13 protein-coding genes are annotated in these 18,971 nt (G+C 45.5%); 3 read left to right on the top strand and 10 right to left on the bottom strand.

Features of this window, described 5'->3' with window-relative positions; genetic code table 11:
- Positions 1-78: 78 nt before the first annotated feature.
- The 4 genes from BK120_RS17800 to BK120_RS17785 form a co-directional block, all read right to left on the bottom strand.
- Complete coding sequence (locus tag BK120_RS17800; protein ID WP_076268831.1) at positions 79-1,740, bottom strand: alpha-amylase family glycosyl hydrolase; 1,662 nt, start codon at positions 1,738-1,740, stop codon at positions 79-81.
- A gap of 4 nt (positions 1,741-1,744) precedes the next feature.
- The gene (locus BK120_RS17795; RefSeq protein WP_076268893.1) at positions 1,745-2,584 is read right to left on the bottom strand and encodes a sugar ABC transporter permease; all 840 of its coding nucleotides are present in this window, start codon (positions 2,582-2,584) and stop codon (positions 1,745-1,747) included.
- Positions 2,585-2,586: 2 nt separating this feature from the next.
- Positions 2,587-3,900 (bottom strand): carbohydrate ABC transporter permease, encoded by a 1,314-nt coding sequence (locus tag BK120_RS17790; RefSeq protein ID WP_076268830.1) that lies wholly within the window; start codon positions 3,898-3,900, stop codon positions 2,587-2,589.
- Between the two features lie 125 nt (positions 3,901-4,025).
- Complete coding sequence (locus BK120_RS17785) at positions 4,026-5,336, bottom strand: sugar ABC transporter substrate-binding protein (RefSeq protein WP_076268829.1); 1,311 nt, start codon at positions 5,334-5,336, stop codon at positions 4,026-4,028.
- A 495-nt stretch (positions 5,337-5,831) separates the two neighbouring features.
- Here BK120_RS17785 and BK120_RS17780 point away from each other — a divergent pair, with 495 nt between their 5' ends.
- Together BK120_RS17780 and BK120_RS17775 are read left to right on the top strand one after the other, a co-directional pair.
- On the top strand, positions 5,832-6,860 hold the full coding sequence (locus BK120_RS17780; RefSeq protein WP_076268828.1) for a LacI family DNA-binding transcriptional regulator: 1,029 nt from the start codon (positions 5,832-5,834) through the stop codon (positions 6,858-6,860).
- Between the two features lie 4 nt (positions 6,861-6,864).
- Positions 6,865-8,808, top strand: coding sequence for a glycoside hydrolase family 15 protein (locus BK120_RS17775; protein WP_076268827.1), 1,944 nt, complete (start codon positions 6,865-6,867; stop codon positions 8,806-8,808).
- 104 nt (positions 8,809-8,912) lie between these two features.
- Here BK120_RS17775 and BK120_RS17770 read toward each other — a convergent pair whose 3' ends face one another.
- Both BK120_RS17770 and BK120_RS17765 read right to left on the bottom strand, forming a co-directional pair.
- Entirely contained in the window at positions 8,913-11,204 is a 2,292-nt protein-coding gene (locus BK120_RS17770; protein WP_076268826.1) for an alpha-amylase family glycosyl hydrolase, read from the bottom strand.
- Between the two features lie 146 nt (positions 11,205-11,350).
- Complete coding sequence (locus BK120_RS17765) at positions 11,351-12,370, bottom strand: LacI family DNA-binding transcriptional regulator (protein WP_076268825.1); 1,020 nt, start codon at positions 12,368-12,370, stop codon at positions 11,351-11,353.
- 414 nt (positions 12,371-12,784) lie between these two features.
- Here BK120_RS17765 and BK120_RS17760 point away from each other — a divergent pair, with 414 nt between their 5' ends.
- Complete coding sequence (locus BK120_RS17760) at positions 12,785-13,231, top strand: Dps family protein (protein WP_076268824.1); 447 nt, start codon at positions 12,785-12,787, stop codon at positions 13,229-13,231.
- A gap of 93 nt (positions 13,232-13,324) precedes the next feature.
- Here BK120_RS17760 and BK120_RS17755 read toward each other — a convergent pair whose 3' ends face one another.
- From BK120_RS17755 to BK120_RS17740, 4 genes are all read right to left on the bottom strand, one after another.
- Positions 13,325-16,072, bottom strand: coding sequence for an ABC transporter permease (locus BK120_RS17755; protein WP_076268823.1), 2,748 nt, complete (start codon positions 16,070-16,072; stop codon positions 13,325-13,327).
- A complete protein-coding gene (locus tag BK120_RS17750) occupies positions 16,066-16,752 on the bottom strand; it encodes an ABC transporter ATP-binding protein (RefSeq protein WP_076268892.1) in 687 nt (228 codons plus the stop codon). The genes BK120_RS17755 and BK120_RS17750 overlap by 7 nt, the downstream gene beginning before the upstream one ends.
- A 97-nt stretch (positions 16,753-16,849) precedes the next feature.
- Positions 16,850-18,160 carry a sensor histidine kinase gene (locus BK120_RS17745; RefSeq protein ID WP_076268822.1) on the bottom strand — a complete coding sequence of 437 codons (1,311 nt, stop codon included), beginning with the start codon at positions 18,158-18,160 and terminating at the stop codon, positions 16,850-16,852.
- On the bottom strand, positions 18,157-18,861 hold the full coding sequence (locus BK120_RS17740; RefSeq protein WP_076268821.1) for a response regulator transcription factor: 705 nt from the start codon (positions 18,859-18,861) through the stop codon (positions 18,157-18,159). The genes BK120_RS17745 and BK120_RS17740 overlap by 4 nt, the downstream gene beginning before the upstream one ends.
- Between the last annotated feature and the right edge of the window lie 110 nt (positions 18,862-18,971).

Below are 18,971 nucleotides of genomic sequence, written 5' to 3'. Positions count from 1 at the left end.
ACAAATGGGCTGGAATCGCATTGGAACGCACAAAAAAAAGAGGGAGCAGCACCGGCGGTGCAGCTCCCTCTTACCGTATTATTTTAATATGACTGTGGTATAAGCCGGAATGGTCAATTTCCCATTATCCAACTTAGCCCCATCATTGCTTGAGTGAATGATCCCCTCGAATGATCCAAAAGTTTTGGATGGCTGAAGATCAGTCATCTGATCCTCGCCCGATAGATTGTGCACAACGAGCACTCTCTCGCTAGCAATGACGCGAACATATACACTTAGCTTCTGATTGGCAGGCTCCAGCTTAAACTCGGCTATTCCGCCATTGCGCAAAGCGGGCTCCTCGTTCCGCCATTTAATGAGCTCGCGATAATGGTTTAACAGCGAATTCTTATCTGCTGTCTGTGCCTCAACAGATACCGTCTCGACATTCCCATTGAATCGCGATCTCTCCCAAGTGGTTTGGCCTTCTCCTCCACTTGCTGCGCTATACCAAGGCATTGGCTCACGAATGTATTCATCCGGCTTAGCCCCTTTCATGCCCAGCTCCTCACCATAATAAAGGTACGGAGTGCCTGGCAAAGTAAGCAGCATTGCAGCAGCCATCTTGGCATGATTGATATTGCCGTTTAAAACCGTCATGACACGATTCTGATCATGATTGCTTAGGAACGGCGCATCAACAAATGTACCACCAGATGATTTCTCGTAAACACCGTATGCACGTCCTAGAGAATAAGCTAAGTCTGCATCCTTCTCCGTACCGGCTGCACTCAGCAGCCGACCAGCTAGATCAAAGTGGAATGCGGAGTTCAGCGCTTGGTCAAAGTAAGGCGCAATAACCGTTAGTGAATCCCAAACCTCTCCGATCAGATAAGCATCTGGCTTCACTTTGTTCATGCCAGCTCGGAACTCTTGCCACCAAGCTTTATTTTTCGCTTGAATCTCAGGCGTGCTGGCCGTAGACGCGAAGTCGCCGTAAATATGCTTTGCCGCATCAAGGCGGAAGCCGTCCAGCCCCTGCTCCAGCCAGTATTGTCCGATCTTAATCAATTCCTCGCGAACCTTCGGCTCGTCAAAGTTCAGATCGGGCATGCCTTCCCAGAAGACACCTAAATACTTGAGACTGCCATAGCTATGCCATGGATCACCGCCAACTGCCCCATCTGCTCTAACCTTCTCACCTTGTTTAGCAAATGTGTACCAGCTGCGGTAAGGACTGTTCTCATCCTTTAATGCTTCTTTGAACCAAGGATGTTCCTTGCTCGAATGATTAACGACAAGATCCATAATAACTTTAATATCGCGCTTATGCGCTTCATCCAGCAGTTGCTTCAAATCATCCAGCGTACCGTAATCTGGATTAATGGCATAATAATCAGTCGTATCATAACCATGGTAGCTGGGCGATGCGTTAATCGGCATAAGCCAAATACCGCTTACGCCGAGCTCCTGTAAGTAATCGAGCTTAGCCGTAACACCATTCAGATCGCCGATTCCATCTTCATTCGTATCATAGAAGGAACGGACAAATATTTCATAGTATACGCCGCCAGGCTGCTCATCTACCGTATAAGCAGCAGTGGAAGCTTCTCCACTTGCACCTTCTTCATCCGCTTCTGCAGAAGCTGTGCTACTTGGTTTATTATTGTTCGCCGCCTCCTCTGAAGAGCAAGCAGCGAGCATAATAAAGATTAGCGAGCATAACAGGACTATCGCATAACGCAAACGGCTGCGGTTCATTCTCTTATCCTTTCGAAGCGCCAGACATCAGCCCTTGTACAAGGAAGCGCTGCAAGAAGATGAATAGGAGAGTAATCGGGATCGCAATCAACACCGCACCCGCGGCAAACAACGTGAAGTTGCTGTTCTGATAATTGCTTACAAGATCCCACATTCCTACAGCAAGTGTCCAGTTGTCTTTGCTTCGAAGTACCAATCTTGCAAAGATAAAGTCTACCCATGAACCAGCAAATGTAGTCAGCGCTACATAGGTTAACATCGGACGCGACAGCGGAAGCATGATTTTCACAAACACCTGCAGATGAGTTGCTCCGTCGATCCGAGCCGCTTCATCCAAGCTCCGAGGAATCGTATCGTAAAAGCCTTTAACGACAAAACCGCCAAGCACTGCACCAGCAGAATATACGATAATGAGCGCCGCATGTGTATCGAGCAGGTTAAGCTGCAATAAGAAGATAAAGATTGCGATCATACTCATGAAGCCAGGGAACATGCCCAGTACAAGCATAATCGTCAATGTCATCTTACGGCCGCGGAAGCGGAAGCGCGACAACGCGTACATGCTGAGCGTGACCAGAATCGTAGAGAAGATCATCGTCAACGTCGCAATTTTGAGCGTATTCACGTACCAAACACCGTATTGGAAGCTTGGATTCGTAAATAACTCCTTATAATGAACAATCGTGAATGTATCAGGAATAAGACTGTCGCTAAACAGAGCCGTGCCCGGGCGAAGCGAGGATAGCAGCACCCAAAGAGCAGGATAGATAGCGCACACAGCTATAAATATTAGAACGACATAGCTAAGTGTCAGGCGCACAATATTGGCGGTTTTCCGGCCCATTTTCATTGAATCATATCCTCCTCTTTAAATGACCGTGAGCGGCGATAGTTATAAATAGAGAACGACGCTACGATCAAGAAAATGATGATACCGATCGCGGATGCCATATTGAACTGACTGTTGTTCAGCGTTAGCTTATACAACCAGGTTACAAGCAAGTCCGTGCTGCCGGCGTACTGGTAATCACCTTTAACCGGGTCACCGTTCGTGAGCAAGAAAATAACGTTAAAGTTATTCATGTTGCCAGCGAACTGTGTAATCAGAATCGGTGCCGTCGAGAACAAAATAAATGGCATCGTAATAATACGGAATTTCTGTATGCCTGTTGCGCCGTCAACATCGGCAGCTTCGTACAGGTCTTTCGGAATAGCAGTCAATACGCCTAGAATAAGTACCATTGAAACCGGGATACCAATCCACATATTAACGATAATAACAGTTACCTTTGCCCAAAATGGATCTGTCAGCCAAGGCAGCTTGCCCATACCAAAAAACTTTAAGTATTGATTGATCGGACCAAATTGTCCATTAAACAAATTTCTCATGACAAGCAAGGAGATCAATTGCGGAATGGCATAAGGAATAATGAACAATGTCCGCCATAGCTTTTTAAAACGAATGCCTTTTTGCTCAATTAGCAGCGCAACTAACAAACCGCCGAAATACGTCGTTACCGTTGCAATAACAGCCCATACAATCGTCCAAGTAAATACGCCAACAAATGTATGGCTCCACGTTTTCAAAGTCAATAGATTAGCAAACGTTTGGAAGCCTACCCAGTCAACCAGCTTAGCTGGCGGAATATGATCAGGCGATGCGTAGTTGGTGAAAGCAAGCATAATCATGAAGATAATCGGCATGATCGTTAGAAACAATACACCGAGCGCCGGAAGCGTAAGCAGTAAGTGCGGAAAATTACGATCCGTTACATAAGCCCACGTCTTCCGAAAGCTTGCTGGCGCCACTCCTGCGTCTCTTTGCTTACCGTTCAGATAGGCATCGCGGATATTCATAACATAGATAAAGACAAATAGCAGGAATAAAATTAACGTTATTAATCCACTGATTAGAAGAAAGATCGAATGGTCTCCCTCTACACGAACACTGATTTTACCTATTTTCTCAAGCCCTTGCGTTTTCTCTCCGAGCGTGACAACTCCCCAAATCGCTCTTCCTAGATTTGGAATAAAATACATGAGCGCCGCTGCTTCAACAGCAAGCATAATTAAGCCTTTTATAAATTGGCGGTTATACAATTGGCCAAGACCCATTACGAGTAACGACAATATAGCCGCGGTGCTGCGATGACGATTCATCCCGCCTGGCTCCCTTCCTTTCATATAAAAAAACTTGTTGCAACTTGCTAGTATGGAAATTATCGCTTATAAAACATCGGTTCACCCGCCGAAGGAATTCGGCGGGTGAACCCGTTGATATGATGTTATTTCGATGCCGCTGCGCCGTTGTTAGCGTCTTTAATTTGTTGCACGGCATTGTCCAAAGCTGCTTTTGCATCCTTGCCAGAGTTCCAAACATCAGCAAATGCTGCTCCGATAGGAGTCCATACATTGCCCATCTCAGGGATGGATGGCATTGGCGTCGATTGGTTGAATTGCTCCAAGAAACCTTTTACCACTTCATTGCCTTGTACAGTAGGATCTGCTGCTGCTTCTGTGTTCGCAGGAATAGCGCCTGTCAGTTCAAAGTTTTTCAACTGAGCTTCTTTTGTAGATGCATAATAAGAGAATAGACGTGCTGCATTCGGGTATTTCGAGAATGAGTTAACATACCAAGCTTTAATGCCTGAGAAGGAAGAAGCTGGTTGGCCGTTGATGCTAGGCAATGGAGCTACGCCGAAATCGATGCCAGCGTTTCTGTAATCGCCGATTGTCCAAGGTCCGTTAATATCCATTGCAAGTGTACCGCCGATGAACAAACCTTTTTTAATATCGTAGTTGATATCGCCGGAGTTAAGCGGCAAAATGCTGTCTTTCAATGAACCGTAGTATTTCAAGCCAGCGATTGCGCCTTCTGTGTTAAGGCCGATATCGTCTTTGTTTTGACCGTTATCGCCGTATACATAACCGCCTGTTGAGATGAACGGATAGCTGAAGTAGAAGTTTCCTACATCCCACATAAGACCGTATTTGTTGTTTTTCGTATCGTTGAACGTTTTCGAGAATGCTACTACCTCTTCAAACGTTTTTGGAGCTTCTTTGATTAGTGCTTTGTTATAAAACAATGCGTATGTTTCTACCGAACGCGGGTATCCATAAAGCACTCCGTCATAAGATACTGCATTTACTGCAATTTCCGAGTTTGCGCTTCTTGATTGCTCTTCATAGTAGTCATTTGGCAAAACCAATCCAGCCGTCACTGCTTTACCAAGGTTATCATGCGGGAAAAGAACAACGTCAGCGCCAAGGCCTGCTGGGCCGTCTGTAACCAGCTTGTTTACTTGATCGCCTGCGCCGATTTCCTCGAATTTAATTTCAATGCCGTATTTTGCTGTGAATTCCTTCGCGATGGCTTCAACGAAAGGACGTTCTTCTTTACTTTCCCATATAAGTAGTGATGCGCCTTCTTCAGGAACGATCTCTTCCGATGCAGTACCTTCGTTAGTAGGTGTATTATTCGTTGGAGCATTTGTTGCATTTCCAGTTTTCTCTGTGTTTTCTGCCTTATTTGTTCCACCACAAGCGGAAACGATAAACAAGGCTGTGATTAATGACATTACAAACCACTTTTTCATGCTAGGTGATCCCCCTCCATAATGTGTTTCATGCCTTTTTTTTGAATTCACGGCGTTCCAACAATTCCTCAAGCTCTTTTCTAATAGGCTGCATTCGCACAAACGTTTTATTCATCGTTCTGAAAAACTTACTAGCATCATAAATTGGTAAGCTTAACAATGCGCAAACGTTTGTACAAATCATACTAGAAAATAATTTGTGAGCGGTTTTTATGCCGTTTCACAGCTGGAAACATAGTAGAATTGTTTTGAAAGCGTTCTATTCGTGGATTCATCATACAACAAGGTGCACGGTTTGTTAAAACGTTTGCACAGTTCAATATTCCGGTTAAATACGGAGTTATCTTCAATTTTCTTCAATATTCTCATTCTCATTCAGTTTTTCAATATTTGTGAAACGCTTACTTTAGATATATATTTACTTTTAGGCAACAGTTGCATTAGGATGAAGCATATAAAGCAAGCACGTTTGCGCGGGTGGGGGTTCAACTTAATATGGTAACCATTAAAGATATTGCAAAAGCTGCAGGGGTATCTCCTTCCACTGTATCAAGAGTCGTCTCTAATCATCCTAGAATTAGCAAGGCAACCTCTCAGAAGGTCAAACGGTATATGGAAGAAATGGGCTACCATCCTAACGTGATGGCGAAGAGTCTGGTATCAAAAACAACACAAACCTTAGCCATAATGCTGCCTCGACCAGCTGAAGAGCTGTTTCAGGACTTTTTCTTCGGTGAATTGCTTCGCGGAATATTGACGCAATCGACAAGAGCGGGATACGATATGCTGCTTACCGCAGCGACGTCGCCAAGCGACGAGACGGAAACCGTATCACGTCTTGTATTCGGTAGACGAGTTGACGGCGTTATCTTGTTATCCTCTCGGGTAAATGACCCTTTAATCGACCTATTGGACAAACATAAGTTTCCTACTGTATTAATAGGCCGCACAGAAAATCGGCCTAATATATTATCAGTCGATAATAACAATGAGCAAGCAGCTTATGATGCGACGCAGCATCTCATTGTCCAAGGCCATGAAAGAATCGGTTTTGTTAGCGGTCCGCCATCATTAACCGTTGCACATGACCGGATGGAAGGCTACCGCAGAGCCATGTCCGAAGCAGGTTTGCCTGTTCGATCCGAATGGATCGTTGAAGGCGAGTTTCTTCAGCAAAGCGGCTATCGTGCCATGTCATTTATGATGAGCCTACCCGAAAGACCTAGCGGCCTTGTTGTCATCGATGATGTGGTCGGATTCGGCGTATTGCGCGGCCTGACAGAGCTTGGGTACAAGGTGCCTGATGATCTTAGCATCGTAAGTTTCAATAACATTGCATTGTCCGAACTTGCAACACCGCCGATCAGCTCGATAGATATCGGAACCTATCAGCTCGGCTATACCGCATCACAAATGTTGATTCGTCTTATACAAGAAGAAAGCATACACCAGAACAGAATGATTATTCCGCATAGGCTGATCGTTCGCGAATCATCGATTCAAACCGTATCCAAGAGGAGTTGACAGCATGTCAAATAAAAAACCATTTTTAGTGGATGCCATTATCGGCAATTCCAAGTTTCTCGCATCGCTTGGCCGCACAGGCAAAATGTATCGCCTGTGGTGGCCGAACATTGATTTGCCGCAGCATGTAGACGCTATCCGCACAGGAATTCAGTGGGCGCAATCCCCTGTTTCCTGGTTTGATGAAGAAACGAACGGCTTCACTCATGAAACGGCATATGTTGCAAAAACAAATATTCTGCAAGTGAATGCTCGTACTGAACAACAGCCCGTTCAAGTGGACAGCTTGCATTTTGCTGTTCCAGGCGAAGATATTATCGTTCGTGAATACACGTTCACAAATGTCAGCAATCAACCTGCTTCCTTCTCGTTTATCGTTCACTCTTCTTTTCTCGTAAGCGAGAATAATCTATATAACACAACAATGTTTAATGCCGCTGAAGACTCCTTGGTTCATTTCCGCCATAAGTATTATTTTGCGCTTTCAAGTGCAAACGTATGCACAGGTTATCAATCAGGAATCAACTGGGATAACGTTCAGCATGGTGAGTTAAACGGCAATAACATTGATATGAAGCCAGATGGTGCGTTGAATTGGCGTATCAATGAGCTTGCAGCAGGCGCATCCGTAACGATTCCCGTCTATATAACAGCCGGCCATGATGAAGAAAGCGTACTGCAACAAATGCGTACTGCAAAAAGCAAAACAAGCGCAGAATGGGTCCAAGAAACGACGGCCTACTGGCATGAATTTTTGGCTGCCGCTGCCCCTTGTCCGATTGACGACAACGAAATCTCAGATCTATATGACCGATCCCTGCTTATGTTCAAGCTCATGTCCGATGAGCAAACGGGCAGCATTATCGCTGCTCCAGAATTCGATGAAAATTTCACGCGCTGCGGGGGTTATTCCTACTGCTGGGGCCGAGATGCCGCATTCATTACAACTGCGCTTGATAAAGCAGGTCTTGGCGCTCTGTCCGACAGCTTCTATGCATGGACGCTTTCTGCGCAGTCACCAGATGGTTCATGGCAGCAGCGGCATTATCATGATGGCAGCTTAGCGCCGTCATGGGGTTTGCAAATTGATGAAGGCTCGTCGATTCTTTGGGGAATGTGGCAGCATTATTTGGAGAAAAAGGACTCTGATTTCGCTAAGCAGGTATGGCCTGCTGTAGAGAAAGGCGCATCCTTCTTGATGGGCTTCCTCGATGCAGAGAGCGGCTTGCCGAAGCCTAGCATCGACCTGTGGGAAGAGCGTGAAGCATCGCATACGTACTCCTCAGCCGCTGTATACGGAGGTTTGACGGCAGCAGCGAGCTTTGCCGAGCTAGCAGGCAAACCTGAGCTTGCAGCTGAATGGACTGCTGCTGCGGAGCGGATTTCAGCCGCAATCAAAGAGCTATGCTGGAACGAGGAAGGCGGCCGATTCTACCGCGGAGTTGACCTAACGGTAAACGCAGGAAAATACGAGCAAGCCTTGGCAGCTGGCTCAACTGGTTATGTGACTGAAAGCAATAAAGGCTACAAGAAGCATGTTCTCGATCATGATGCTGTAATCGATATCAGCCTGCTTGGCATCGCTGTACCGTTTGGAGCGGTAGCAGCAGATGATGAATCCATGCGCCGCACTGCTGATGCAGTTGAAGCTGCATTGACTGTACCGGGCGTTGGCGGCATTAAGCGCTATGAGGACGATATCTATATTGGCGGTAACCCATGGATTCTCACTACTTTATGGCTTGCTCACTATCGCATTCAAACCGGCAGCATTGATGAAGCGAAGAAATTGCTGAAGTGGGCGATGGACCACCGTACGGAGACCGGCCTCCTGCCAGAGCAAGTAGACAAAAACACCGGCGAAACCGCTTGGGTTGTCCCGCTTACTTGGTCGCATGCCATGTTTATATTGACGATTTTCATGCTTGCGGAAGCTGAAGCAAAGTAAAACCTGCTCTATCCAATTTTTAAGAATCACAAATACATCAAACCCCGACGGTTGCTTGAACCGTCGGGGTTTTTTATGCTTAAATTCCGCGCTGCTGATTTACATCAAGACCAATTGTAGACGGCAGTATCAGACGTGCCTGTCGAACTCGCAGGAGAAGTAAACGAGCGGTTCGTTCCACTCTCCCAGATGACATTGCCGAGACTGTCCTTCTTAATGAACTTGAATTCGAAGGTCGTCCCTTTCGGCACACTTACTGGCAGGAACCATACGGGATAGTTCGGATTCATCATCGCTTCCGTCGATTTAGCTGCATCCCAGCCGCCAAGCTCAGGAATGCTGCCGACGATATGAATATTTTGTCCAACTGTCGTTGTGGCATTAACCTTAAAGATAACCTGTACCTGATCACCCGACAGTACCTCATAAGTAAAGCTATTGCTGACATTTGTCCCTTTCGTAACCGTAATGCTGCTTGAACCGGCAGCTACAGCTGGAACGACAGCTTCGATAAACGTATCATTGTTGGAAACGATCGTTGCAGCAACCGTACCGAATTTCACGGTAGCCGTACCGCCTAAGCCCGTTCCGTAAATATAAACAGTATTGCCTGGGCGTCCTGAAGTAGAAACAACATCACCGATTCTTGGAACGGTAGTGCCAAGCGATGGGTTGTATGCCAAAATGTTAACCTCGCCGCCTGAGAGCGTGAAGCTGGAAATTTTATTTTGACCTGATACGCTCGTAACCGTATTCGACGCGCCCATAAGCAGGCCGGACAATCCATCTGCGTATGTTCCTACCGGCAACGTTGTATTGATTGCAGGAACCGTATACGAAATATCTGGCTGTCTATTTACAGCGACAATCACTTGCTTGTCGTAGAACTGACGCTGATAAACGAGAACATTGTCTGTGCTGTACAGGATGGAAGTTGTACCATAAGCGATCGCTTCGTTGGACTGGCGCAATGCCGATAGATTCTTGATCACTTTGAAAGCAGTTGTCGTCTCATCGAAAGCAGCCGCCTTCTGCATAAATGAACGGCCAGCAATATCGCTGCTGTCCGCGGAGGACATATACTGCTCCGTACCGTAATAAATATTTGGTGTTCCACGTGATGTCATAAGCGTTGCGAGCGCAGCGTGATAAGGCTTATTGTTCGATTGAATATAGCGGAACCGTGTAACGTCGTGGTTGTCGAGGAATGTTACCGCTTGATTCTCATAGGAATAATCGGCGCTCGTTTGTGTCAGCATATTACCGAAAGTAGACATCGTCTCGGAGAAGTTGCCGAAAGCATTTGTTGCAGAACGATAATATTCAAAATCAAGATTATTAACGCCCGTACGGTCAGGGAAGGTACGGAATTCATCATATTTCGGGTCAGGTCTGCTAATAAAAAATTCACCAAAATGAGTGAGCGGTCCGCCTGCAGCGGAGTCAATGGCATCTTTTAAACCTTTCGTAAATGCAGGATTCATATGCAGCGTTGCATCATGGCGGAAGCCATCAACGCCCTTCGATTTCCAGAACGTCGCTGCCTTCTCCAAATGCGCAACTACATTGGCATTCTCTTGCGAGAAATCTGCAAGTGAGCCGAGTTCCTTATGACGGAAGCCATAACGAGAATTGTCGCCTGCGCGATCGCCCAATCCGTGAAACCAGCCGTTTACATCATTATTCGGGTCGGCGATTAGGTTTTCTATTTTGCCATCGTTGTTGTAATCGTAAGGGTTGCCAGCAGCATTGAAGGCATAATTGCCGCTTGCGTCTTTATCCGGCTCATAGAGCTTGCCGTCTTCTGGAGAATTGCCGTTAGTCGGGTTTTGCCAGCGGCTCGTATGATTCGTTACAAAATCAATGACCAGCTTCATTCCTTGATTATGGAGAGCATCACGGAGATTCTCAAAGTCCTTCATCAGCCCAAAATGCTGATTCGTCGCAAAATAATTGCGAACATGATATCCATGGAAGCTCGTCCATTTATTCATGCTTCCGCCCGGCTGGTAATCCTCGATTACAGTATCTCTATTCTCGTAGGGTGCGGATATCCAAACAGCTGTTACACCCATATTTTTCAAATAAGGAATTTTGTCGATAATCCCTTGCCAATCTCCGCCTTGATAAAGCTTTAAATCATTGCCATCCCCTTTGCCATCGCCATTCGCATCATCAAATAAAGCAGCGGAGGAGCCAGCAGGGATATTATTGCTTGTGTTGCCATCATAAAATCGATCCGTAATAATTTGATACACCGTATCCTTTGGCGTAACTGGACTAAGCGCGGACGATGCGGTTAATGCCTCTGCTTCTCTTGGATTAACACTAATTGCCGGCAATACAAGTGCTGCTGCTAATACGAACAAAGCTAACCTTTTCCCTATAACCTTCATCCATTCAACACTCCCCACTATTTTGAAATGCAGATTTATTGCCTAGTTCAAAAAATACCCTTCGTTTAGACGCATTATTTCACCTAGGCTCCTAGAAGTTTGTCATCACCCCCTTCATAGATTGCTGCTTTTCGTGCTGCTTCTGTTCATTTCTTTACTGCTGTGCTTTGCCTAATGGTCAGCTCGACTCCAATTACGACCTTGCGATCGATAGCAGCATCCTTATCCATTTGTGCAGTCAGCAATTTCACAGCCGTCTGTCCTTTGAGCACAATATCCTGATGAACGGTCGTTAAGCCGGGCACCATATAATGGCTGTTCTGATTATCGTCAAAACCCATTACGGACACATCACGCGGCACAACGATACCAAGATCATGCAAGCCTTTAATTAGTCCAATAGCGAGAACATCCGATAAAGCGAATACAGCCGTTAGCTCCTGTCCTCTTGAAGCGATTTGAGATGCCGTGCGATAACCGCCAATGGAGGAGGTAGGAACCTCGAAAACATGGTCGCTTTGGTAGGTCATTCCTGCTTCTTCCAGCGCTCTCTTATAGCCTAGCCACCGTCTATGATTAACGCCTTCTTCGAGCAGTGTCCCAGTCAATAATGCGATGTTCTGGTGTCCAAGTGATAGCAGATGTTTTGTTCCGATATAACCCCCAAGCTCATCATCCAACCCAACTTGGTACAGCTCATCGTTTTTTAAATAGCTATCCATAAACACACAAGGCACATTCAAATCTAAAATCCGCTTGTATATCGGTGAACCCTCAAATACGCCAATAATGATCAAACCATCCAAATGGCGTTCACGAACGAATGAAAAGGTTTCATCCGGCTCTACCCCGACAAGAAGGACATGCAGCTTCTCGTTCCGTGCCCCTTCTTCTATGCCCGTAACAAGCTGCCAATAAAACGGATTGTCATGCAGTCTGCCTTTCTCCAAGAAAGGGACAATGACCGCTATTAGCGATGATTTCTTATCCTTTAAATTGCGGGCGGACATGCTTGGCGTGAAATTCATCTCAGCGATAGCTGCTTGAACCGACTGAACCGTGTTAGGCGCTACTCTGCCTGTTCCATTCAGTACGTTGGATACCGTAGCAATTGATACTTTTGCGCGTTTAGCAACATCTTTAATCGTTATTCGTTCCTGACTCATGACGAACCACCTTTACAATAATTAAACGTTTCATTCACGTTAAAAACTTATGAACAAAGAGTTTATATTAGGGGATATATGAATTTAATAAATAATTGATTAAACGTTTCATTTAATAATTCATACTATATTTTATTCTGTATATTTCTGTCAATCATTATTTTGTAAGCGCTCTATTTTTTCCCGTTAGATGGCCTCTTCTACTTCGTAATAAAAAGAAAAATGAGCTTCAATGCCAATAAGATGTTTCAACTCTAACAAAATGGTGTATACATATTGACAGACATCTTCTAGTTTGTAATAATTATAAAAAAGGAGTTAGTCTAATTTAATTTAGAATTTGCAATCAACCTTTCCATTTTTGTATTCACTGACTGCAAATAGCGCAAACTACCATCAGAAAGGATGATCATTATGACAACACCTACAACTGTACAACAACATTTGAATCGCCAAATCGCCAACTGGAGCGTACTTTACATCAAGCTGCACAATTATCACTGGTACGTAAAAGGCTCCCAGTTTTTCACTTTGCATGCAAAATTCCAAGAGCTTTATGAAGAAGCTGCGCTTCATGTCGATGAAATCGCTGAACGCTTGCTTGCCGTGAAGGGTACGCCTATCGCAACCATGAAAGATTATTTGAAAACTTCAAGCATTGAAGAAGCATCCAATAAAGAAGATGCGACGCAAATGGTTGAGCAATTGATTAAAGATTTTACAACCGTAATCGGTGAACTGAAAGACAGCATGGAGGCCGCACAAAAGGCTGACGACGAAACAACAGCCGACATGCTCCTTGCTATTCATACGACACTTGAGAAGCATGTATGGATGCTTACCGCTTTTAATGGCAAATAATTGTTGCTCGTCCTATGCAAAAAGGAGCTTCGGCAGTAAACTCACTGTCGAAGCTCCTTTATTTGCTTAGTGTTCTAGCCTGATACATCCATTTTAATCGCTGCTCATTTTGAGAACATCAACCGCTTTGAGCTTGAGTGCTGCTCTAGCTGGCGTAATATTAATGAGAAGAGAGGCCAGCAGCAAGCCAGCTATAATGGGAAAAACAATATCGAATGGATACTCATATAGTAGAGCAGACTTATCGCCTTTCAAATCCTCTTTCACACTCTCGACAAACATATGAACCCCGCTAAGGCCTATCGCTAAGCCTGACAACAAACCCATCAAGCTTATAACAAAACCCTCGATAAACAGCATCCAAAATATGGACTTGCCAGGAACGCCGATGCAGCGCATCATTCCGATCTGTTTGCTCCGCTCGCGCACGGCTCTAAACAAAATAATCGCAAGCCCTAGTAAACCAATAAGAGCGGATATAACCGTAAAACCTATGAATCCATAACCAATTTGTTTATTAATCAATTGCTCCGCTGTATTTTGTACATAAGGTACATGAAAGGCCAGCACGCCTTCAAGTGCAAATCTTTCCTCCAGCTCCTTAGCCAGCTTAATGTCTTTATAATCAAATTGGAATAAAACGAAGCCAAGATCGGTTTGGTTGGGCCATTTGTGACCAAGCGGACGAAGCTCATCTACAACTTTTTTGTTCATCAAGGTTGTGCCATAGAAATCTATTAATCCGGAAGCTGCGTCGTTATTTGAAAAACCAGCGATAATGAAATCTCGTTTCTGTTCGGGAACCCAAGCTTCTTCTCTCGATCGGAGCTTGCTCTTATATACAGGCAGCGTAATCTTATCGCCTGCCTTCAGATTTAATAATGGCTTAGGAAACTTCTCTTTATAATAGTCAGGCAGGATTACATATGCAGGATCATTCAGTACAGCCTGCCATGCTTCAGCATCGCTTGAGAACTCTGGCGATCGTGCATTTAATGCAAAGTTGTTATTAAGCAGGAGCTCCTTCGTAACGGGTATAATAGCTTGAGCCATGCCATTCTCCTGCATGCTAAGCATATAAGGCTCCACGACAACTTTCCCCTTCATATGCTCCTGTATCAACGGGTCAGCAGCGGCAACCGCTTCAATTTTATCCTTCTCCAGTTCAGATTGGTATACAGCATAACCACCAAAACCTAAGACGGTTTGATTTATGCGATCAACATTCCCACTAGCTTGTATAAGCTGCGTAATGCCAACCAAAAATGTAATCAACATCATAACAAGTGCAAATAAAAGCGCTGCTGTGTACGTTCGTCCTTTATGTTGATTCGGGTATTTAACAGCAAGGAGCATGGATATCGGCGGAACACCAATAAGCCGCAGCAGCTTTTGCAGCGGGACAGTCATCTTCCCCACTACATTAAGCGCGATAAATAACACTGTAAACACGGATGCTATCCAAGTAAGCACAATGGTAAGCATATTGTCATTCGTTAATTCAGGCGGATCGATAAATGCAAATATAAAATGAACACAAGTAGCGGATAAACCCGCAGCGATTACCCAGCGGTTTCGCGTTCGTTTCCACCCTTTCGCTCGCAAGGTCCCGCTGTCAGCTGAAGGCCCTCGTAGCGCTTCAACAATATTGAATCTGCTTGCTTTGCGAGCTGTTAATCCAGAAATGAAAAGAAGGAATAACAAGGTTGCTGCGAATACAGCTGCTGCTGTTAGGATTGAAACATGAGCTGTAATCGGCACAACGAGACCAACCGTTTGAGATAGGTCCGCAGCATAGAAGCTATAAAAAAATTGAATCAATCCATAACCGCCAGACAACCCAATCAGCGTACCAAGCAGCGCACTAGCCACTGACAGCAAGAGCGCCTCAACCATGAACATCGCAGATATATTGTCTCGCGAGAATCCGATCGCTCGTAGAATACCGTACATCTCTCGCCTGGAATCTCCAATCATGACCAGCACCTGCCGCATAAACAGTATGCTCGATATAACGGCTACAATACTGATCATGCCAATAATGATCGAATAGTTCATATCATCAACTTCATTTTTATATTTGCTTTTCAAATTCTCTACTTTGTACGTTTGGCCTGAAACAAAAAACATGCCGCCCAAGTTTACAGATGGATCAGAGTTTCCCGCCAGTATAGCCTCATAGCCATCTCCAGCTTGGCCAGACAGTTGACGCACAGCTTGCTCCGTCCCGATTATGGTACCGGCAAATGCACCATATTCTTGGTAGCCAGTGAGTCCTCGCTGCTCTACTACCGCACGAATGCGAAATAACTTATCCTTACCTGAGACAGAAACCTTAAGCGTGTCACCGATTTCAACATGCAGAAGCAAGGCTATGTCACGGTTAATAATAAGCTCATCGTCAGTCAAGCCATTCGTCCATAAGTCTTCAAATGCAGGATCAAACCTAGCAGCTTCCTCCATGGAGAAGCCCATAAACAGCATGTTTTTTAGAATGGATTGTTCACCCGTATCAGTATCCTCAGCAAAAACAGCCGCTTCGGCCTTCACATAGGGAAGAATTGTATAGTCGCTTTTTCGTGAGAAGTCTACTAAAAATGCAGCCTCTTGCGCTGAGAAGCCTTCAGAATTAAGCTTCTCCGGCGTAAGCTTCCAGTTGATCGGGCCTAGATGCTTCTCAATCCAAGCTGCCCCGCTTCGCTCGACCGATTCATAGTTTACAGCACTAATGGCGATCAGCATGGCCCCGATGGCCCCTGCCATTATCGTGATTAACGTCTGCTTCCATTGTTTTCTCAAATGACTCAGCGCCATTCGCCATACAAGACTAGCCGTTAGCATGACGAAACGCCCCCATCATGAATAACACGTCCGTTTTGCAATCGAATGGTGCGTGATGTTCGGTTAGCTACTTGTTGATCATGCGTCACAATAACGACCGTTGTGTGGTAATGGCGATTGAGCATCTCCAGCATTCCAATGATTTGATCCGCCGTTTCCGTATCAAGCGCGCCTGTAGGCTCATCTGCCCAAATGATATCGGGTCGCCCCACAATAGCTCTAGCGATAGCAACTCGTTGATTTTGACCGCCCGATAGTTGATTAGGATATTGATTAGCTTTATCAGTCAGCCCAACCTCTTTGAGCGCTTCAAGCGCTCTCTCTTTGGCCTTATTGGCATCACTGCCAGCGGCAATAAGCGGCAGCGCCGTATTCTCCCAAGCATTCAGCACCGGTATGAGATGATAGGATTGAAACACGAACCCCATCTTCGCAAGCCGCAGCTTAGCGATTTTTTCGTCTTCCCATGAATGGATGGGCGCGTCTCCAATCCATACTTCACCTTTATCGCTGGACTCGATGCCAGCCATAATATGCAGCAGCGTTGATTTGCCGCAACCGGAGGCACCCGTAATGGATACCATTTCTCCTTTAGTAATTGTAAAAGATACGTCCTTCAGCGCTCTGACCGCTGCTTCTCCCTTGCCATACGTCTTGCATAATTCCTTTATCTTTATCATCTCTTCAAATCTCACCCCTTGTTCCATTGAATGCTATCACTTTATCAAATCGATATGCATTCTTAATGGAGCAAATATGCAGAACTTGTGCAGATGGCTAGTCTTTTATGATGGGGAGGCTTAATGTAAACACAGCTCCTTTGCCATAGCTGCTCGACACTTCAAGCGTTCCGCTGTGGGCATGCGCGAATTGCTTCGCTATAGCGAGCCCAAGGCCCAGCCCTGAGCCGCGTTTGCTTGCTCTAGCTTGCCCAGCTCCTCTGTAAAAGCGGTCAAAAACAAAAGCAAGCTCCTCCTCTTCGATTCCCAAACCATCATCGATAATCGTCAATTCCGCATATCCAGCTTCTAAGCTGAGCTCGATTCGCAGCTCATGGCGTGCATGCTGCAGCGCATTCCCAATCAAATTAATAATAATTTGCCTGATCCTTGCTTCATCCGCATAAATGCGAATATCATGCTCCATATGTACCGTTGCCTGTATCGTATGTTCATCCGATTGAACGACAAGCGTCTCAGCAACCGCCGCAGCTAGCGCGGTAAGTGAAAACCAGCTTTTGCTTAAGGACAAATGGCCAGATTCCGCTAGCGACAGCTCCTGTAAATCTTTAACCAGCTTAGTGAGACGCAGCGTCTCATCATGAAGCGATACAGTACGCGCTAGTGGCAGCGGCAATCCCTCATGAATGGCATGGTCCAACTGCGTCCGCATGACTGCAATCGGCGTTCGAAGCTCATGAGCAATGTCAGCTACCATCGTTCGCCTAACCGTTTCTAAGCGTTCTACGCGCTGCACAAGCTCATCTATTTGATCGAGAGCATCCGTAAGATGCTTGTCCCCGTCTATATGATTATTTGCTGATAAAGAGGCTCGCTCCCAAATTAACGCCGCTATTCGCCGCTCCGTTTGTTTTGAAACATTGTGCGAGCGTTGAATAACCCATATTCCAATGATGTATATCAACATAGCGAGCAACAGCGGCGGCAGTACCATTCTCATACTTATGAGTTTCTGAGCTGTAGTCGCTACCTGCGTATACCCGACAATCGAGCCATTTGAGAGTACGGCTATTTTCCGCGCGTCTTTATCCGTATTTTGCTTAATGGCCAGCGTGGCTATCTCAGTCATTGCATCTTTGTCATAAACGATAATCGACAGCGATTTGTGTCCGGAAGTCATATAACGATCATGCTGAAGACGATCCTCAAGCCCGATCCAGCTTCCCGTCGACTCATAAAATAGCTTAGCGTATCCATTCCAAAACAGCTGCGTCTTCTTAAGCTCAGTCCGATCGATGCTGTTCATCATCCATAAGGTACAAATAAACGCAACAACGACAGCAATCATACATATGTAAATTAATCTAAGCTTCTCACGCTGCATGCTTGTACTGCTATAGCTCTTCACAGTACTTCCTCCGTAAAACGATAGCCAACTCCATACACGGTTTGAATGAGCTCACGCTTCTCATCGCCGCCTTCCAGCTTACGCCTCAAATTACGAATATGTGAATCGAGCGTTCGCTCATAACCGAGAAAACCGTCGCCAAGCGCCTCATCCATCAAATGTGTTCGTGTAAACACTCTGCCTGGATTTGCCGCGAGCTTCCACAGCAGCAAAAATTCAGTACGGGTTAAGTCAAGTCTGTGCTCATTGAGCACAGCTGTGAAGCGTTGTTGATCGAGCATGAGCGGGCCTCTATAAATAATCGATTCATCAGGCGCAGGAAGGGATGGCTCACCATGCTTGCTTGCTCTGCGCATAACCGCCTTAATTCTCGCACTTAGTTCACGAAGCCCAAACGGCTTCGTCAAATAATCGTCCGCGCCAAGCTCCAGTGCCAGCACCTTATCGAATTCATCACCCTTGGCTGTAACCATAATGAAGGGAAGCTTCCACTCTTTTTCATTACGCTTGCAAATGTCTATTCCGCTTGCTCCACCGGGCAGCATCCAATCTACTAGCAGCAAATCCGGATTCATCTGCTTAATGAGCGGCTCCGCCTCGGTCAATGAGGAAGCGCCATAAACCTCCACCGATTCTTTCCGCAAATAATCAGCACATTCCTGAAGCAGCTGCTGCTCATCCTCAATCCATACGACTTTCATCCTTCACTCACACTCCCCTAAATAAATTGTTGCATAAAAAAACAGTTCTTCCAAGTAGGGAAGAACTGTCTTTTCATACAAATCTATGGATGTTCGCTAAACAAACTCGT

Origin of the sequence: Paenibacillus sp. FSL A5-0031 (assembly GCF_001956295.1) — a bacterium.
Lineage (GTDB): Bacteria > Bacillota > Bacilli > Paenibacillales > Paenibacillaceae > Pristimantibacillus.
This window is presented reverse-complemented; position numbering and strand designations above follow the sequence as displayed.